General features: G+C 47.3%; 10 protein-coding genes and 1 pseudogene. 2 read left to right on the forward strand and 9 right to left on the reverse strand.

The window, feature by feature from the left end; genetic code table 11:
- Positions 1–1,332, forward strand: coding sequence for an IPT/TIG domain-containing protein (locus tag ACG2F4_RS04905; protein ID WP_395259095.1), 1,332 nt, complete (start codon positions 1–3; stop codon positions 1,330–1,332).
- Positions 1,333–1,675: 343 nt separating this feature from the next.
- Here the strand turns inward: ACG2F4_RS04905 and ACG2F4_RS04910 are convergent, their stop codons facing one another.
- The 3 genes from ACG2F4_RS04910 to ACG2F4_RS04920 all read right to left on the reverse strand — a co-directional run bounded on the left by ACG2F4_RS04910 (position 1,676) and on the right by ACG2F4_RS04920 (position 4,955).
- The gene (locus tag ACG2F4_RS04910; RefSeq protein ID WP_395259096.1) at positions 1,676–2,065 is read right to left on the reverse strand and encodes an L-rhamnose mutarotase; all 390 of its coding nucleotides are present in this window, start codon (positions 2,063–2,065) and stop codon (positions 1,676–1,678) included.
- 177 nt (positions 2,066–2,242) lie between these two features.
- Positions 2,243–3,532, reverse strand: a complete 1,290-nt coding sequence (gene fucP, locus ACG2F4_RS04915; protein ID WP_395259097.1) for an L-fucose:H+ symporter permease — start codon at positions 3,530–3,532, stop codon at positions 2,243–2,245.
- Between the two features lie 112 nt (positions 3,533–3,644).
- Positions 3,645–4,955: an L-fuconate dehydratase gene (locus ACG2F4_RS04920; RefSeq protein ID WP_395259098.1), complete on the reverse strand. Its 1,311-nt coding sequence runs from the start codon at positions 4,953–4,955 to the stop codon at positions 3,645–3,647.
- 704 nt (positions 4,956–5,659) lie between these two features.
- On the opposite strand from ACG2F4_RS04920, the gene ACG2F4_RS04925 reads away from it, so the two are divergent.
- Complete coding sequence (locus ACG2F4_RS04925) at positions 5,660–8,158, forward strand: hypothetical protein (protein ID WP_395259099.1); 2,499 nt, start codon at positions 5,660–5,662, stop codon at positions 8,156–8,158.
- A gap of 463 nt (positions 8,159–8,621) precedes the next feature.
- Here ACG2F4_RS04925 and ACG2F4_RS04930 read toward each other — a convergent pair whose 3' ends face one another.
- The 6 genes and pseudogenes from ACG2F4_RS04930 to ACG2F4_RS04955 all read right to left on the reverse strand — a co-directional run.
- Positions 8,622–10,082, reverse strand: coding sequence for an arylsulfatase (locus ACG2F4_RS04930; RefSeq protein WP_395259100.1), 1,461 nt, complete (start codon positions 10,080–10,082; stop codon positions 8,622–8,624).
- A gap of 138 nt (positions 10,083–10,220) precedes the next feature.
- Complete coding sequence (locus ACG2F4_RS04935) at positions 10,221–13,517, reverse strand: VCBS repeat-containing protein (protein ID WP_395259101.1); 3,297 nt, start codon at positions 13,515–13,517, stop codon at positions 10,221–10,223.
- Between the two features lie 392 nt (positions 13,518–13,909).
- Complete coding sequence (locus tag ACG2F4_RS04940) at positions 13,910–15,451, reverse strand: RagB/SusD family nutrient uptake outer membrane protein (RefSeq protein WP_395259102.1); 1,542 nt, start codon at positions 15,449–15,451, stop codon at positions 13,910–13,912.
- A 36-nt stretch (positions 15,452–15,487) separates the two neighbouring features.
- A complete protein-coding gene (locus ACG2F4_RS04945) occupies positions 15,488–18,550 on the reverse strand; it encodes a SusC/RagA family TonB-linked outer membrane protein (RefSeq protein ID WP_395259103.1) in 3,063 nt (1,020 codons plus the stop codon).
- Positions 18,551–18,884: 334 nt separating this feature from the next.
- A complete protein-coding gene (locus tag ACG2F4_RS04950; protein ID WP_395259217.1) occupies positions 18,885–19,055 on the reverse strand; it encodes a hypothetical protein in 171 nt (56 codons plus the stop codon).
- Positions 19,056–19,213: 158 nt separating this feature from the next.
- Positions 19,214–19,747, reverse strand: a pseudogene (locus tag ACG2F4_RS04955) (alpha-L-fucosidase); the annotation flags it as partial.
- Positions 19,748–19,960: the final 213 nt, after the last annotated feature.

A 19,960-nucleotide genomic window follows, 5' to 3' on the forward strand; every position in this document is an offset into this window, starting at 1 on the left:
ATGTACCTGCCCAAACCATTCGCCCGTGGCATCATTGCCTTGACAGCTATTTTACCGATGGCATGCGGCGAGACCGGAACCGGTACAGATTCAATCATGGAGGAATCCCGGTTTCAGATCAGCTCGATCACTCCTGTTGAAGGCACTTTTGGTACGGAAGTGACCATTTCCGGTCGTGGATTCAGTGACATCCCCGCCGAAAACGTCATCACTTTCAACGGCCTCTCTGCAGAAGTACTGGCCTCTTCCCCCACCGCGCTCAAAACAACAGTGCCAAAGGGAGCAGGATCCGGTGCTGTAAAGGTACGTGTAGGTAAAAAAACGGCGACGGGCCCCTCTTTTATCTACCTCCCGACCGTTCATGTAAGTACCTATGCGGGATCAGGTTCCCTCGGTTTCAGGGACGGGGAGAGCACCCATGCACGCTTCAACTACCCGGTGGGACTGGAACTGGCCCCGAATGGTGAGCTGATTGTCGTTGACCACTGGAACCACAGCATCCGAATAATCACTCCCGATGGCTATGTGCAGACACTGGCCGGCGACGGTACGGGTGGATTTCGTGACGGCCCGGGATCACGGGCGCGGTTCTTTCGCCCCACCGATGCAGAAGTGACAGGCGAAGGGAACATCTTTATTTCAGATTTTGGCAATCATCGCATCCGGTACCTGGCAAATTCAGGTTCTGTAACAACTTTCTCCGGGACGGTCCCGGGATACCGTGACGGTCCGCCCAATGTGGCGCAGTTTAACTTTCCGGCCGGAATTGCCCTCGCTGAAAATGATACGCTCTATGTAAGCGACTCGGGCAGTAGCCGGATCCGCTGGGTGACGTCGTCGGGTGAGGTAGGAACATACGCTGGTTCAGGAGAACGGGGCTTTGAAAACGGCTATGGACAGATGGCACAGTTTCACTTCCCTTTTGGGATGGATCTCGGGCCGGAACGACGAATATTTGTTGCAGATTACGGGAACAACAGCATCCGGCTTATCAGTTCAAAGCGTGTAGTCAGCACCTTTTCCGGGGATGGAGAACCGGGGTACATGGACGAGGCGGCGCGTGAAGCCCGCTTTAATGCCCCTTATGATGTGGCAGTCGACAAACACAACAGAATCTACGTAGCCGACTTTTACAATCACCGTATCAGGCGCATCTCTCCACAAAGAGAGGTGATCAATATTGCCGGCAACGGCGAACCGGGACTGGTTGACGGGGAGCAATCCAACGCCCGGTTTAACGGTCCCATAGGGTTGGCAATCAACGAAGAAGGAACCGTTCTCTTTGTTGCGGACCATCACAACCACGTAATACGCAAGGTTACTATTCAGTAAAAAACCTGAGTTCTATATAACTTCCAGCTTTACATTGATTCTTAGTTTCCCGGGGCAGGCCTTTAATCTTTCCTTCAGGGGAGGGGTATTTATTCTCTATGTCAGACCTGCACCTCCCGACCCACTTGCAAAAACCACGCGATTGGTCCACCCTCCTCAAAGAGGGACTGTTTTCTTGCCATTTCAAGGAAAACAGGCATTCTGTTTGAAATCATCATCTCGAACTCAGGTTAAAAAAGATTTTTACCCATGGATAAAGCCCCAGATTCCGATGTGCTCTCGGAAACAGATTTTGTAATCCACAATCGTGCACAAGCCCGATCCCTCCAGCCGAAGCCAATCGCTACTTTTCCTGGTCCCCGTGTTCTTTGCGTTGATCTAGTTTGAATATCCGCTCCATGAGCTGCCATTTTTCAGCGGCAGAAGCCTCTTCCGTGGTTTCCTGGAACCGGGCTACATGGGCCTCCCACTCAGCCTGCCGGGGTTTGGCTGCCAGCCTTTGCATCGCTTTGTCATGGTCGAAACCGGGCGCGGTATCCATAATCATAAACAGCCGGTTGCCATGAATATAGATCTCCATGTTCAGGATACCGACCTCCCGCATCCCCTTTTTGATCTCCGGCCACACATTCTCGTGCACCCGCTTGTATTCTTCGATCAGTTCAGGATCATTCTTCAGGGTAAGCGTTTTACAATAGCGTTTAAACTGATAGTCTGATTTTTGGCTATTCATCACTACTCATTTTTTGGGTATTGTACATAACTGAAATGCTCTACAAAGCTTTTTATTGTTAATGGTAATTTGTGCCTTAGCAAAGCAACAGCCAATAGTTTTTCTGCTCAGATCGGCATAATCGGTGTTATATGCATTCTGTCTGGGAAAGCCCGGATCCAGTGTTTGATCACTATACTACAGTTTTGCCGGATCATATTTTTTATTCAGCCATCCGTACAGGGCGATAATGAAAAAACAGATCAGGGGTATCCAGTATGAAATATTAATACTCCCGGTGGCATCCGAAAGGAGTCCTTGCAGCGGTGGCAGTGCAGCCCCGCCGCCGATCGCCATGATCAGTCCCGAACTGCCGATTTTGGTATCTTGCCCAAGTCCCTCTGAAGCCAGCCCGAATATGGTTGGAAACATCAGGGACATAAAGCCCGAGATGGCCACCAGCGCAATGACTCCCAGGTACCCGCTGCCCACTATGACCAAAAACGTAGATAGAACAGCCAGTAAAGCCGACCCGATGAGAAGATTTACCGGTTTGATAAATTTCATCAGGTAGGTGTTGATAAACCGGAAAATCGTAAAGACGACAAGAGCGGCAATGTAATAGTTGGAGGCTGCTGACTCAACCAGGCTCAGCTCCTCCATCACGTACCGTATCGTAAACGACCATACACAGATCTGTGCTCCCACATAAAAAAACTGGGCTAACACTCCCAGAACGTATTGCTTCCTTTTGACAAGTCGCTTGAGGGTGGGCCACAGGTCGATCGTGGTGCTCTCGGTTGAAGCCTTCGGCATTTTGGTAAAGGCGATCACAAGCCAGATTCCCAGCAGTATCAATCCCAGGGTGACGTAAGGACCCATAACAGCATCCAGTTCAGCCTGCTGGATCTGCTGCAGCTTTTCTGCGGACATGGCCGCCCTCTCCTCTGCACTGGCCACATCCAGGTTCGAAAGGATATAGAACTTGCTGATAACAACACCTGAAATCGACCCGATCGGGTTGAAGGACTGCGCCAGGTTTAACCGGCGGGTTCCGGTCTTTCGATCTCCCATCGCGATGATATAGGGATTACAGGCCGTTTCCAGGATTGAAAGTCCGCCCGCAAGAATAAAAAGCGATCCCAAAAAGAACCCGTAGTCCATCGCAATACTGGAGGGGTAAAACAGGAGGGCCCCGGCCACGTACATCCCCAGCCCCAGCAAGACACCTGATTTATAGGTGAATCGTTTAATAAACACTGCAGCGGGCAGAGCCAGGCAAAAATAGGAGCCGTAAAAAGCCATCTGGATCCAGGAGGTCTGGAAATCACTCATGCTCATGATCCGCTTGAAGGCGGCCAGCAGGGTATCGGTCAGGTTATTGGCCAACCCCCACATAAAAAAGAGGCTTGTTATAAGTATGAATGGCACCAAGGGGGCCCTCAGCCCCTTGCCTTGCTTTGTAAATACCTCTTTAATTTCTGTCATAGAAATCGGTTTTATCAATATTGCTATTGCTGTTCATTATTCAGACCCGGATCAATGTTCAGAGGGCTTTGTAAAACTGTTTTATTTGCCCAATTCCGGCATTTTCTCTCATCTACTCTGTTGAAATCTCCTGCCAGATTTTACCCTGTGGATAGGCATACTCGCGCAAGCTATTTTTCTTCATTTCGATACTGTATCCAGGTCGTTCCGGGGGCATATAATGAGCGTTTTTGATGATTACCGGATCCAAAAAGTGCTCATGCAGGTGATCCACGTATTCGGTCACCCTGTTTTCCATGCTTCCGCTGATGGCGATATAATCGATCATGGAGAGGTGCTGCACATATTCGCACAGCCCCACCCCGCCAGCATGGGGACACACCGGGACTTCATTCTTGGCAGCCATCAGCATAATCGCCAGGTTCTCATTGACCCCGCCCACCCGGCAGCTGTCGATCTGGCAAATATCCAGGGCCCCGGCCTCGAAAAATTGTTTGAACATCACCCGGTTCTGGCAGTGCTCACCTGTAGCTATGTTGATCGGCTCAATAGCCTTGCCGATCTCGGCATGACCCAGGATGTCGTCCGGGCTGGTCGGCTCTTCGATCCACCAGGGATTAAACCGGGCCAGCTTTCGCATATTGGCAATCGCCTCATCCACATCCCAGGTTTGATTTGCATCCATCATCAGCACCCGGTCGTATCCGATCTCCTCGCGGATAATGGCGGCCCGACGCATATCGTCCTCCAGATCGGCTCCCACCTTCATCTTAAGATGGGTCCATCCCTCCTGCACCGCCTGGCGGCATAAATTTCGAATTTTGTCGTCGGAATATCCCAGCCAGCCGGCCGAGGTGGTATATGCCGGGTATCCCTGCTGTTGCAGTGTTTCGATGCGCTGCTGTTTGGTGGGTTCCAGCTTTTTGAGCAGCCCCACCGCTTCTTCCGGAGTTATCGAATCGGTGATATAGCTAAAGTCAACGCACCGAACCAGCTCTTCGGGAGTCATATCGGCCAAGAGTCGCCAGAGCGGCTTTTCTTCCACTTTGGCATACAGATCCCACAGCGCATTGACGACCGCCGCTGTCGCAAGATGCACCACCCCTTTTTCCGGGCCCAGCCAGCGCAATTTGCTGTCCCCGTTTAATTTCTTCCAGTATCCGCCAAAATCACCTGTAATGTTACCCAGTGGTTCGCCCACCACTTTTTCAGCAATTAATTCAATCGCCGCCCCACAAAGGTCATTCCCTTTCCCAATCGTAAAGGTAAGCCCATGCCCTTCCAGTCCATCCCTATCGGTTTTAAAAATGAGGTAAGCCGCCGAATAATCGGGGGCTGTATTCATGGCATCCGAGCCGTGCAGTTCACGGCTGGTGGGAAAACGGATATCGTGTACGCTGAAATCGGTGATTGTAATAGGCATAAATTATTTTCCTTTAATAAAGCTGATTAAATCAAATACTTGTCAGCATCTTTGTTGTTAACAGTATCTTTTGTAGCGTTCACAAAGTAAAATTCAATTATCTAATAATAAATTTACTCTTTACCCCTCTTCTGCAGACAGGGAAAACTACTTTTTTGCAATATTTGTTTCACTCAGAATCTCTCACACTTTACATTTATAACATTTTAGTGCAGTCTTTCCAGTCATCTTCTTACCAATGGCAATACATTCTTAGCGACACTTCATTGTCTTTTTTCAAATGTCATGCTGTATCAAAAGATCTCAAATTGATCTTTTCCCACTGTTCTACTTACAGGATATTTATTAAAAGTATCTCGAACTACTAACTACTATTTTTTCAACGGATGATCGTACTTTTTTTGCTTTTGCTGGTTTAGTAGTCCAGATATTATTACTCTCATATTTTAAAATTCATATAGTTAAATAACATGGCGATGGATGATAAAAATAAACTAGACCGCAGGGAATTTTTAAAGCGGTCATCAAGCTCACTCCTGTTTCTTTCTTTACCGTCAATTTCAATCATAGGATCTCAGAACCAAAAAGGAAAGTCTCCTGTTTCCCAAACCAATCAACCTGCAAAACTTTGGTACGATGCCTCTGATTGGGAAAGTCTGAATCCAGGATATTGGCAGGCACAGGAACAAACACTTCGGCGAAAATTGAAAAACGTGGGAGACCGTGCCCGCAACACCGGATTTCCTTTTCATTATGAAACGCACCGGTTACAGTCCGGTCCCGATTCTCCGGAGGGTATTATGGATGTTGACTACGATCCCTCCCTGCCACTGGGCATCATGTGGAACCGGAAATGGAAATTGAAAGAGAATTACGCGATTACCCTGAGTGGTACGATCATGGCTCTGGCTCACGATCCGTTGCCAGATGACAACCCCGAGTGGCGCATGTATAAAAAGGGGAACGGTGTTATCGGTATTGCCATCGGCGGAAAGACCCAATTTGACAGCTTCCATCCTCATGAAAATGCTCCCTGGATGGCGGTGTTGGATGATGCCTCAAATTTTGGCATAAAACGACACACCCAATGGGAGCTGGAAGAAGTCGGTGGCCAAACTAATACTGAAATGGCCTCACTCGCCAAGGGAGACACCTTTACCATACGAATAGAAGTTCGTCCAGAAAATAAGGAGCAATCACGGGTATCTGCCTCCATTACTATCAATGACGGGGATCAACAAACAATTACAGCAGTTACGGATGATCCTGAAATGATAACAAATGGGTATTTTGGTATTGCTTGCAGGGGCCTGCTGGATGTTGAAATTAGGGAACTGAGCCTGACTCCCTTAAACAATACAAAACTGAATGCTCCCCTCAATGAGTGCCACTCCTGCTACGTGTTGGGCGATACCTTGCAACAGGATACCGATGGCAACTGGCAAGCGCGTTTTATGGGCCTCTTCAGAAATAACGGCCAACAGGCTTCCATTAAAATTAGTGACTCTCCCAACCCCAGCGGTGGATGGGAGCAGGTAGAAACAGCTGGAAACGGTCAAATAGTAAATAATGACTTTCGACTCAACACAGCTGTCATTGATGCCAAACTTCCCTTTAGTCCTGCTGAAAAAACGATGTATTACACCGTGTGGAAAGATGGGAAAAATGTGACCGGGGATCCCCGTATCGGCACGGATTCCTGTGGACCGGGTACCGGTTTAGTTGGGGATGTGCCATCTAATGGCAACTATGTAGGTCGACTTCCACAGCTTAAAGCCCCTTATAAACTTTGTGGATTAAGCTGCCACGCTATTCACCAAAATCACACAACCCTGCCGCAAAGTGAGTCCGGGGAAGGCTTTTTTGTGCACGACCAACCTCGCTACGGCTCTTTCGAGCATCTGGATGAATATGATTTTCAAATAATGCTTTGGGAGGATGATATCTGGTATATGGAGCTGCTGCTATACCCACCCAGCACACCCGATGCCTACAAGATCGTTACGACTACTATATGTGGGCCAACCAGCCGCTGGCAGATGATGCGTCACTGGAATGTCCTAAACCCGGGCGATCACGATCACGGTATGGATGATGTAAAGGGACCTGAACAGATCGCCCTCCGTAATATGAAAAACCTGGGGCAGGATCCTGAATACATGATTCGCAACTTCCAGATTGTAAGTCACCTGATGACGGGGAAAGAGGATCCAAGTGGAACGGACAACCCCAAAAGATGGCGAAAATGGAAGATGCCCAACCAGGATTTCACCCTCATGATTATGGATTCCCGGTTATGGCGTACTTCCCAGGATACCAACATATGGGACGATGAAGGCTGGGGACATAAGGAAAGTATCTACAAGCGTACCGACCCAACCCGGGCCCTGCTGGGCGAAGAGCAATTTGCATGGCTACAGGAAAACATTCGTACTGATTCATCCAACATTATCTGCCTAACCGGCATTAACGGGTTACATACCATCTGGGCTGGGATTCCCTATGGTCAACCTAAACCATGGCCGGAGTTTGGTCAACGCGACCGCGTGGCCGCCGACTATGCAGGATGGGTGACCGCAGGCGCCGATCGTGTAATTGAATTACTGGGAAGTAGAAGTGGCGTTGTCAGTGTCTATGGTGATGTACACGCGGGGAGCATCATCAAAAACAGTACGTACAATTTGTATGAGTGCTCCTTTGGTCCGATTGGGAGACATGGCGGGCGATTACTAACGGAGGACTGGGGGCCTGAAATGGAGGATTACGATGGACGTAAACTTGAGGCCATCGCCCTCTATCACCAGGATTATGACAACCCCAAACTGGAGAAGAAAGAAGGTCCGGTATACTGGAATTTCCTGGAAATGAGTTTTGATCCGACGAAGAAGGACCCAGAAATTAGTTTTAATATCAGGAATATCGCGGATCGTCCGGACGAAATTCCCCGGGGAGGAGGCTACGTTAAGACTACAGCCCGTACAACGGGCAAGGCTCCCAACAGTCATCTTCCGGCTATTAGCACGCTGGCTAATGCCGACGTTCGCTTTATGAGGCTGGATGGAATTCCCATCAGGGCTTGCCGCAGCTTTGAAGATGGCACGCTACCCAATATTGGACTGCCGGATGTCGTACCCGGAACTCGTATCCTGATGGTTGCAGAAGATGATAAACAGAGCAGGTCAGAAATTATACGAACTGTTTGATGCAATTAAATCCATATAATTCTGATAAGTTTTAATCTTCACTGACCTCATCTTGTGCCATTGTACCACGGCGGCGACACTGTAGATACACTTCGTCTTTACGACTTTTCTCTCATTTCATCTTATTTATAAACGTGAGCATGATTTAAGAATTCAGCAGAATATATCTTCACTTGTCAATAAAAACTTTGTGTTGTTGTTCATTTTTTGAACGACGAAAAAATGAACCAAAAACATCGCCGGCGGGTGAAATTTTTATTGCGTTCCTTGTGCCTTCGCTAAAACCATTTAACTCGATCCGCTGAGAAGCACGGATCTCAGATATAAATGGTTTCTTAACGCTTAGGCTCCAGTCACTCGGCCAACAAAAATTTCAAAGGCCGGAAAGAATAATTGCAACGAAATAATTGAGTATCCTTATCCTCAATTAACGGTATCTTGAAAATCGGTATTTGATCATTATTCAAAGGTCCATCCAGTCGAGCTCGGCCCACCGTTCCGGGCCGTCATTTTCCTGTGGAATGCCGGGTGTACTACGACCTTCCCGGATGTACTTTTCCAGGAGTGCTTTCAGTTCTTTAACTTTTTCAGGATAAATATAAATTAAATTTTTGGTTTCTGCCGGATCCTGCTCCAGGTTATATAACTGAAATGGAGGCAGTCCTCTTAACTGTTCTTCTGTATTGGGATAGCTCCACCCGCCGGAACCCGGCCATAGAATTAGCTTCCAGTCTCCTTTTCTGATGGCAAAACGCCCTTCAACAGAATGAAATACGGTAGCTTCCCGGAGCGGTTTATTAAACTGCTGTTGCATCAACACTGGAAGGAAACTATAGCTGTCCTCTCCCTCATCTTCCGCCAGGTCTTCTCCCATAATGTCGGCCATCGTGGCCATCAGATCTACCGTACTTATCGTCTCATTGCTGACAGATCCATTCGTTATTTTGCCCGGCCAGCTTACGATGAAAGGAACCCGATGTCCTCCTTCATAAATATCGGCCTTGTGTCCACGGTAAATATAACTTGGATCGTGTCCGGCTCTTGCAAGCTCCTCGAAATCTGCCCGGGGTGATGCCCCGTTATCGCTGGTAAAGATAATCAAGGTCTCCTTGAGCATCCCTTGCTCCTCCAATTGGTTCACAATTTCTCCGACGACGAGATCCACCTGCATTACGAAATCCCCGTATAGGTTGGCATTACTTCTCCCGATAAATTCCGATGTGGGAAGTATGGGGGTATGGGGAGCGGGAAGCGCATAGTACAGGAAGAAAGGCTTATCACCCTCTTCCTGCCTGGAAATAAATTCCAACGACTTATCCGTCATGTGCGGCAACACCTTTGTATGGGTAAAATCCGGAGCCGTTAGTCCTTTCCGCCAAAAGCCCTTTTCATCATAATTGACGGTCTTTTTTGTTGGGATTGATGTGGGGCTGCCGTTCTCAACATAAACATAGGGAGGCATATCGAGTGAACCGGAGATCCCATAAGAATAATCAAAGCCGTGTTCAGAAGGGCCGTTTTGTATGGGTTGGCTAAAGTCGACTTCGGGCCGGCTATCCAGTGCATCGATATTTTCCGGCTGTCCGGTGCCGGTGAACTCCCAGTTCCATCCAAGATGCCACTTCCCTACAAAAGCAGTCTGGTAATTGCGCTGTTTGAGCAGCTCGGGAAGAGTTAGCCGCTCTTGCTCGATAAGCGACTTTGAATACCCGCTGAGCACAAACTTTTTTAGTCTTGATCGCCAGTTATACCGCCCCGTCAACAGGCCGTACCGGGTAGGCGTACAGACCGCAGACGTGGTGTGCGCATCCGTGAATTTCATTCCATCTTCTGCCAGTTCATCAATATTCGGTGTTTGAAAAGCTGCTTGATCATTGTAGGATGAAATATCTCCATACCCGAGATCATCTGCTAGAATAACCACAATATTCGGCCGCTCTTGGCCTGGTCCCTGTGCGAAAAGCGAATTAAATGAACATAATAATGCTGTTAGCAGTAATAGTCTTTTAGAAACCATTTGTAATCGTTTTAATCGTGTTAAAAAACAATGTCCCCGTACACTTTAATTCATCCTAAAGGCCTGTATAATCTCATCATTGTTAACTATCAGCAGAACTTGCTGATTCTTAGTATTTATAATCTCCATTTTGCTAACCTGGTATGGAGCCAGCAGCCCACTTTCGAATGGGGACCGCTCGTTAAAGCCACCGTTTCCATCTCCAATTAATATCAATCCATTGCCGGCATCATTGCGGGCCGTTTCCGGCTCCGTGTAGTAGTTATTACCTGCTATAATAAGATCCAGGTTCCCATCCTTATTGATATCCGTTGATATAATATCATTGACTGATGAAATTTGTGCTGAATTTGGAAGTTCAGATACCGTAAATCCATCTTCTCCCCTGTTTTCAATATAAACACTCGCAAACGTATCTACCTGCAGGTGCAGTGCATCCTTCATGAGTTTGCTGCCCAAAATGTCTTCTATAGTCACCTCGGAGAAAGCTTTAAAGGTCTCAAAATTGTGATTAATGCCGGGGATGTGCTGTCCCAGCTTGGCCTTCCCGTAGTAAGGATAGTGCTCGCCGTCTTGCTGGATGGAAAACAGTAGGTCCATTGTTTGGTTTTTATCGAAATCAGAGGCATAGACCTCAAACTTTTGGTCTTCATTGGTTTGATAGGCGTAATTCATCCCCAAATTACCCGCTACAAAGTCCAGGTCACCATCATTGTCAAAATCTCCCTGTTCAAGGCTGTACCACCAGCCGCGGTTGGAAGTCATTCCCATCTCTTCAGTGACTTCAGAAAACGACCCATCGACATTTTTATAAAATTGAACCGGCAGCCATTCGCCCGTCGTTACCAGGTCTACCTGGCCATCGCCGTTGTAATCGCTCCACGTGGCATCAGTAATCATTCCGGGTTTTGTCAATTCAGGGGCTACCTGTGAAGTCACATCGGTGAATGTGCCATTATCGTTTCGCAACAGGTAGCTTCGGGGTGGTCTGGGATACTGGCGCGGGACCATTCGACCGCCAACGAACAGATCAAGATCACCATCACCGTCAAAATCGGCGGGTCTAACGCAGCAACTGCTTGTCAACATCCGGGGAAGTGCTTTATCATTTTTCACGAAACTGCCGTTACCGGTATTGAGGTAGAGTCGATCCTGAAGCATGCTCGAAGCAGGTGAAAACTCATAGCCCCCGCTTGCCACGTACAGGTCGGGGGCACCGTCACCGTTAGCATCAAAGAATGTGGCCCCGACATCCTCAAAATCCCTGTCTTTAACCCAAGGGGCATTCAGTTTATATCTCTCAAACGTACCACCTTCAGTCTGTATGAAAAGGGTTCCGGACTGACCAGCTGCACCACCAACAAATAGGTCTGCCCGTCCATCGTTGTTGACATCAGCAGTTGCGGCCGGCGGACCTGGTTTCGACAACTGATATGGCAGAAGGCCTTGGATATTGTAGTCATTATAGGTGTTCTCCCGGTGGTTATATTCCAGCCCGGTCCGACCGGTAATATTTGTCATCATTTTATCTGTTGAACCAAAATTTGACGGTCGTTCTTTTTTGCCGTCTGCCTCTGCATCTTCATAGTTAAGAGTAATCTGCCGGTTGGCTTCAACATCCGTTAGCAACTGCCGGCGCCCGTCGGGCCATATCACCTGGAGTGAATCAACCTGCTTTTGATCTTTTAAGCCAAAATGAATGCGGCTGTCCATCGACGACTGGTATCCTCTATAGGGTGATACATACTTATACTGCTGAGCACTCCCGTTGTTAAGGATTATTTTGGCTCCAATTCCGTCAATATTTAAGGGACTTCCGATAAGCTCAATCGACAGGTAGTTATGATTCCTCAGTGTATCCGAATTATTCCGGTATATGGTCACCGGTTCATTTATATTGTTGACGATGATATCCAGGTCCCCGTCGTTATCCAGGTCGGATTGTGAGGCGCCGTAAGAAAAGCCTGGTTCACCGAAACCCCACCCTGATGTTTGGTCAGAAAATGTAAGATCGCCTTCGTTCCTGAAGATGTGGTTTGGCACTTTTATCTCCTTGAGGTCTTCCAATAGTTCAAGCTTTTCCTGCTGGCGGTATTCCCCCGTCCCAAATTGCTGGCGTTGATTTATTTCAGTCAGGTAGTCGTAATTATTAATCGCCTTTGGGAATCCATTGGTGATTAACAGGTCTTTATAGCCATCATTGTCATAATCGCCAAACAAGGTACTCCAGCTCCAGTCGGTGTAGGCCACCCCGGCCAGACGGGCGATGTCACTGAAAATAACCTCTCCCTCCATATTTACACCATTACTCAACTGCAGGGTATTCATCGAGTATTGATAGGTCAATCCCATTTCAATCATCTCCTGGTGACGGCTATAGCTGATACCGCCACTCATCTGCTTGCGCTCTTCCAGCGCTTTGGGCATCATGTCTACCTGGGAGATATCGGGCCAGCCATCATTATTAAAATCAGCGATATCGATGCCCATGCCCGCAAAACTGGTATGCTTCAGGTATTCATCAATTTTATCGGAAAACGTCCCATCCCCGTTGTTGATATACAGCACGTCATCCGGTAATATGTCGTTGGAGATGTAGATGTCCGGCCAGCCATCGCGATTGATATCGGATACTGCCACCCCGAGACCAAAGCCTACTTCTCTCGATAAACCTGCCTGCTCAGTCACCCGGGTAAAAGAACCATTCCCGTCATTTCTATACAGTTCATCAAAACTTTGATAGGCTTGACCATAAAGCATTTCCGGTCTGCGTGTATCCTGGTTTCGAGAAAAGGAGCCCGGGGAATGATTTAGCAGGTAAACATCAAGATCACCGTCGCGATCATAATCCAGGAATGCCGACTGTGTGGTAAATCCTTTGTAATCTAGATTATAATCTGCTGCGGATTCGGTAAATGTGGAGTCGCCATTGTTTATAAACAGCAGGTTCGCCCGTTCGTCCGGCTCAATGTATTCGGGAGAAACCATCGACACGTAAATATCCAGGTTCCCGTCGGCATTGATATCTACCATTGCAATCCCGGAGGCCCACCCACGGGTTTGTACCCCGGCCGACTCTGTAATATCCTCGAATTGCAAATTGCCTTTATTCAGGTATAAGCGGCTCGAGACCATATTACCGGTTAAGTAGAGATCCGGCAGCCCGTCGTTATTTATATCTCCGATAGCGACCCCGCCCCCGTTAAACATGAAGGGATAGTTTTGGATATTCAGCGAGTCGAATGAAGTGACGGTATTGGTAAAATGAACGCCTGTTTCCCGAGGCTCCAGCGATTCAAAAAGCGTAGGTTCTTCTTTTCCACTACAGGCAGAAATTATCAAGACCAAAAACAGGAATAGTAATGTATGTTGATACCCATCTGCCAAATCGGAATAATCCTTAATTCTTAATATTTCACAGTTTATTTCTCGCTGTATTGACTATACAACTTTGCACCATAGAGATCAAAAATCTAATTTTTTATTTATCAATTACACCAAGTTTTAGACAAATTTTATAAGTATCTACAAATAGTCTTGTGATTATGAACAAAGAAAGGACATTTTTCAATCTAGTTTACCCAACGCCCATTTTGCAATGAGTACATATTAAAGAATGACCATACAAGAGCACTTCTGGGTTCCACTTTCTAAATGAATGGGAATCTCTTGTATGGTCACTAAATTAGCTGGTAAGAGGATCAACGACAGCTGATTCTCTTGTTCCGATATTTTTAGTATCCCGGGTTTTGTACCAGCTTGGGATTGGAGTCCATATCCTGTTGCGGTATGGGCAAATATTCGTGTTTACCTGCCTGGAAGTTCATGCCCGCATTCTCACGCAGCTCGGGATTGTTGGTAAAACGATCTGCCATGACGCCCCAACGCAGCAGGTCCAGTACACGATCGCCTTCCAAGGCCAATTCGAGCACACGCTCATCACGAATTTCCTGGCGCAGCTGTGATTGATTCAGCCCGGATTGGATATCCGGCATATTTACGCGCTGCCTGACTTGGTTAATCGCATCATAAACGGCACTAGAAGGGCCGTTAGCCTCATTTTCAGCCTCAGCATACATAAGCAGGACATCGGCATAGCGAATCATGCGGCGGTTGTTGTCGGAATAAGCCCAGCTGCCCGGTGTTAGCGAACTGGTTCGATCAAAATTCAGGTACTTTCTGACAAAAACCTTGTTCAGATTGTCTCCACTAAACGCTTCGTCAAAATTTTCCTGGTACACTTTTGCGTCCGGGTAATTCCATAGCAATGTAGCATAGGCGCGGGGATCGGTTTCACCCGCATTGGTCTGTTCCTCCGTAAAAAGATCGAAAACCCAGTCATTGATGGTAACACTCTGCTGGCTGGTAAATCCGGGAGGTGCGATGTCGGGCTCCCAGGCCTGTCCCCGCATGGGGTTGGGCGTTCCACTCCGCCCCCAGTTTCCATTGGGCGTACTCTGATATTGCAACTCAAATACGGATTCGGCGTTGTTATTCGTTTCTGCCATGAAATTGTCCTGGTAGTTGTCGACCAGTTCATATAACCCGGAATCCATCACCTTTTTGAATTCTACAGCAGCAGAAGACCAATTTTCCTGGTACAAGTATGCTTTGCCAAGCATGGCCGTGGCTGCCCCCCAGGTGGCTCTTCCCACATCACTTTCTGGCCATTCATCGGGCAAACGCGACTGCGCCTCCGTGAAGTCCGATATGATATTATCCCAAACTGCAGAGGGATCTGCTTGTTCTACATTGAGTTCGTCGGCACTGGTAATGGCGGTGGTCAATAATGGGATATTCCGCCACATATTTACCAGGTAGAAATGAGCAAATCCCCTGAGAAAATATGCCTCACCCATGATTTCTGATTTACGAGTCTCATCCATCTCAATATTAGGCACATTCTCCAGTACCTGGTTAGTTCGGGCTACAATCGCATTTAATTCGGACCATCCCTCATTCACACGTGCATCGTTCGGAGTTAGCGTAAACGTCCCGATATCATAGACGTTCGGTTGCGGATTGGTGTCAACAATATCCGACCGGTGAATGGTTAGGATGGCTCCAAGCATTCGGCCCCATCCCTGTATAGTCGTCAATGGACCATACGCACCTACAATGGCCTGTTCTGCATCTTCCCCACTTTGCCAGAACGTATCCGGTGTTAAACGATTGGGATCAGTTACTTTCAGGCTTTCATTGGTGCATGTGTTGACGGACAAGAAGAAAAGGATCAGGCCTGTTCCAACGACAATTCTTTGTATAAAGTTATTCATTCTAAAATCCATAATAGATTCCTGTAATTTCAATGGTTAAAAGGAGATATCAATACCGAGAGTGTATGTTTTCGGGTGGGGATGTGCATTGGTATCAACCCCCTGGCCGAACAGTCCTGTATTGCGGAATCCGCTGTTTCTACCTACTTCAGGATCATAGCCCGAATAGCTGGTTATGGTTAACAGGTTCTGGGCCCTCGCATATATTTTAACATTGCTAAGGTTGGCAATGCTGCTCACTTTTTGAATCACATTACTCGGCAGCCGATACCCGACCTGCAAACTTTTTACCCGCAGGTACGATCCATCTTCAACAAAGAAGCTGGATGCCCGCTTGTTGTTGGCCGGATCAGAAAAGGTGGCTCGTGGAATATCGGTATCCGTGTTCTCCGGCGTCCAGGAATCCAGCACATCGGTGATCTTGTTTCCACCGGCGTTATCCAGGATATATTGGAATTTCTTGGCATTCCAGAGCTCATTACCCTGTACGCCCTGCACAAAAAGACTTACGTCAAACCGCTCATACGATCCACTGAAATTGACGCCGTATTCAAAGTCTGGTTGATAGGTCCCCAGGTACGTTCGGTCTTCGTCGGTCAGCTGCCCATCGCCATTCAAATCCTTAAACCGGAAGTCGCCAGGCTGTGCCTCACTACGCCCATCGGCATCTACTTCTCCCTGGTTCTGGTAAATACCATCAACGACATATCCGTAAAAACTGCCGATTGGATGACCGGGAGCCGTACGAGTAGCCTGGAATCCCTGCTGGGTAAAGTTACCCCCGGATATCGGATTCACACCCTCACCCAATGCCAACACTTCATTGCGTATAAAGCTGATATCACCCGTAATTGTATAGTCAAAACCCGAGGATGCCTGGTGATGATAGGTGCCTGAAAATTCAAAGCCGTGATTTTTTATATTGGCTGCGTTGGTCAGTACGCTGGAACCGACTCCACCATACACCGGAATTGGCACCTCTACCAACACGCCTTCCGAGCGCTTGTCGAAATAGTCTGCAGTAAATGAAAATTTATCTTCCATAAAGGCTACATCGACTCCAACATCAAAGGTTTTGGAGGTCTCCCAGATAATATCGGGATTTGTAAAACTGGTGAGTGCCGTACCCTGCTGAACTCCCCCGGCAAAAAAGTAACTGGCATCAATATTAAGCCCGGTAATGGTGGCATATTCAGCAATATTTTGGGATCCCAGCTCCCCGTAACTGGCGCGAATTTTTAACTCGTTGAAGAAATCCGGGATAAACGGTTCTTCACTGATACGCCAGCCAATGGATCCCGACGGGAAGGTACCCCACCGATTTCCTTCTGCAAATCTTGATGACCCATCCGCCCGGAGTGTACCGGAAAGGAGGTACTTGTTCTTGAAATTGTAGTTAATTCGCCCGAACCCAGACTTCAATACACTTTTCAGCAACTGGCCGCTGGCATCTACCACTTCGGTCGCTGCATCAACCGTTCTCAAATCGTTATTTGGGAAACTTGTCACCGACGCTCCCACGGTGCGTATACGGTTTGTCTCCTGCGTATACCCGGCCAGCAGATCAACATTGTGATTGCCCAGCGAGACATTATAATTGAGTGTGTTCTCGATAAGCAAACCGACGGCCCGGGTTGAATATTCACCAAGGTCAGCTTCATCGTTAAAGGCTTCCTGGGAACGACTCTGGAAAAAGGCGGGCATGTAATTTACGTTTTGGTTCATCCCGTAGTCTAGTCCCAGGTTCAACTTGTATTCGAGCCCTTCGATAATTTCGTACGTGGTGGTCATGTTACCCACGATATTATCGGTTGTGATCTCATGATCATTCAGAACAGCCACACCATACCAGTTAATACCTCTTGCCACACCATGATATGAAGGCCGTACGCCCGCAAATCCACCCAGGTTTTCTTCATTATAGACCGGGATTACCGGCAATGCTCCACGCTCTCTGCCGAAATAAGAGTTTGGATGATTTATTTCCCTTGTAGCAGAGAAGGACTGATCTATCGTAAACTTATCCAGGGAAAAACTGGAGTTTACTCGCAGACCAAAACGCTGGAAGTCAGCCTGCTTGACCAAGCCCAGCTGGTTGAGGTGTTCGCCGGAAACATAGTAAGATGAATTTTCACTGCCCCCGGACAAACTCAAGCTATTTCGAACGACCGTGGCGTCAAATGGATCGTTTAACTGTACATCCTGGAAGTCAGTATCTACAGAAGGATCAAAATTTTGATCATTGTAGGCGGGTGCTCTAGGCAGACCGTCATTATCGTGGAAAGCATTATTGTGCTGTGCATATTGGCTGGCATTCAGGAAATCATATGTACTTGTTGGGCTCTGTATGCCTACGCTACTGCTGAAATTAATTTGCGTGTCTTGCCCTTTAGTTCCACTTTTGGTTGTAATAATGACAACGCCGTTCGCTGCCCTGTTTCCATAGATAGCAGCCGTTGACGCATCTTTAAGCACCTCAATCGATTCAATATCTTTTGGATTTATAAATGACATCGAGTTGGTAATCATCCCATCAATGACATACAAAGGTTGGTCATTGCCAAAAGTTCCGGTCCCCCTGATAACCACTGTTGCTTCAGCGTCTGGGGCGCCACCGCCACTGGTAACCCGCACTCCTGAAACCCGACCTTGCAACAGAGACGCCGAGTTCGAGGCGCTTACGTTCTCAATATTTTCACTTGAAACCGATCCAACGGCACCCGTCACATCTTCCCGACGCTGGGTCCCATAACCGACAACAACAAGTTCTTCACCACTTACTAATTGTTGTGCCATGGATACGTCAATATTAGTGCGACCTTCGATCGGAATCGTTTGGGTCACGTATCCTACAAAAGAAAACACCAGCGTGTCTGATAATGAGGAAACGTTGAGTTCATAATTTCCATCCATATCAGAGGTGGTTCCTGTAGTCGTACCCTGCACGATTATATTTACACCGGGTAGTGTTTCCCCGGTGCTACCGTCTGTAATAGTTCCGCTAACCTGTTGACCATAAAGATTTGTAGTCGATACAAAGCATATGGTCAAGAGGGGAATCAGGTATTCTATTCGTAGTTTTCGTAAATGTTTACGCATGTCCCATCCCTTATTTAGTTATTGTGAAAGATAGATTTTGTCTTCTCCTATTAAAGAGACAACCGTTTTATGATTCTACTTAAACCAGAGCAATAAATTTATGAGCTGCTGTTATCCCTAAGTTTATTACTGTGTAATTTGGCCTAATTTTGATATTGGCGATACTCTTCTCAACAAAAAACATGACTACCCCTGATACTATTTTTGCAGTTGCACCTTATTTACCGCCCGTTTTTCATGTATTTCCGAGTTGTGGCATCTCCATAATTTTTAATCAACGCTATATTTTGCGTACAAATGCTGGATGGCTGGATCATCTGAAATCTAGTACCTGTTACTGAGAAGTTCTCATCATACTATAAGGCTCAGGGGTAATGTTAAAACTGTAGGCCGGCGCTCCACTTTCGTAATCAGCCGGGAGTACAATTTGCAGGTTGTTGCCCTTTTGGGACCATTCCAACTCTTCCGAGCTCCCGAGCATTTGGATGGGCGTGTTATCGTCCACAACCAGTGATTGTATTTCAATAGGGTCGCCTGATGGTGCATCCAAAGGATTGCGTAGGTTGCATTTCCCTTACTTGTATATCGTACACGCAGGCTATCCACAGTCTGTCCGTGCGCCTGTACCCAGGGACGAGTTTCAAAAATAGCTTCCCCATTTATATCCAGCCAGCTGCCAAGTCCACACAGTCGTTCAACCTGTAACTCCGGTATAGAGCCATCTGCACGGGGACCCACATTCAGTAACAGGTTGCCATTTTTACTGACGATATCCACAAACATATCTACCACTTCATCAACGGTAGGCATCTGCTTCGGGGTTGAATTGCGGTTGAATCCGAAGGAATAATCAACACCACGGGTGGACTCCCATTTTTCAGGGGTGATCTGATCATATTGAGCATATTCCGGCGTCGTAAAATCGTGCACATCCCGACCCCAGCGGTTGTTGATTACTCCATCCGGTTGTTCATTATAGTAATCGGCAAATATGTTCAGCGCTTCTCCCTTTTCCGGGTAATTGATGTCATTCCTGAGTATGGCCGGTTCATATTCGTCAATGAGCTCACGCCAGTGGGCATCAACGTAGTCGGCGTATTGACCCGATTGAGGCGTTGAGATCCCAAACATTTTCATCCCAGCAATTACTACAGGTTTGAACGACCAGTCGATGCCACCGGAATAGTAAAGCCCCAGTGAATAAAGATACCCGGTTTGGCATCTTCAAACCATTATGGCACCTCATGGCTTTGTAAAGATTCAACCGTTGACTGGTATTGCTGTTGTTGACTCTGGGCCGACACTTCCTGTAACCCACCAATTAATGCTACCATCATCAAAAAAATTATGATGGTATTATGCCCTTTTAATGTGACCTTTATCTCCTTACGAATGTCCACATCAAATTCC

Origin of the sequence: Halalkalibaculum sp. DA3122, assembly GCF_043951865.1 — a bacterium.
Lineage (GTDB): Bacteria > Bacteroidota > Rhodothermia > Balneolales > Balneolaceae > JAMQKA01.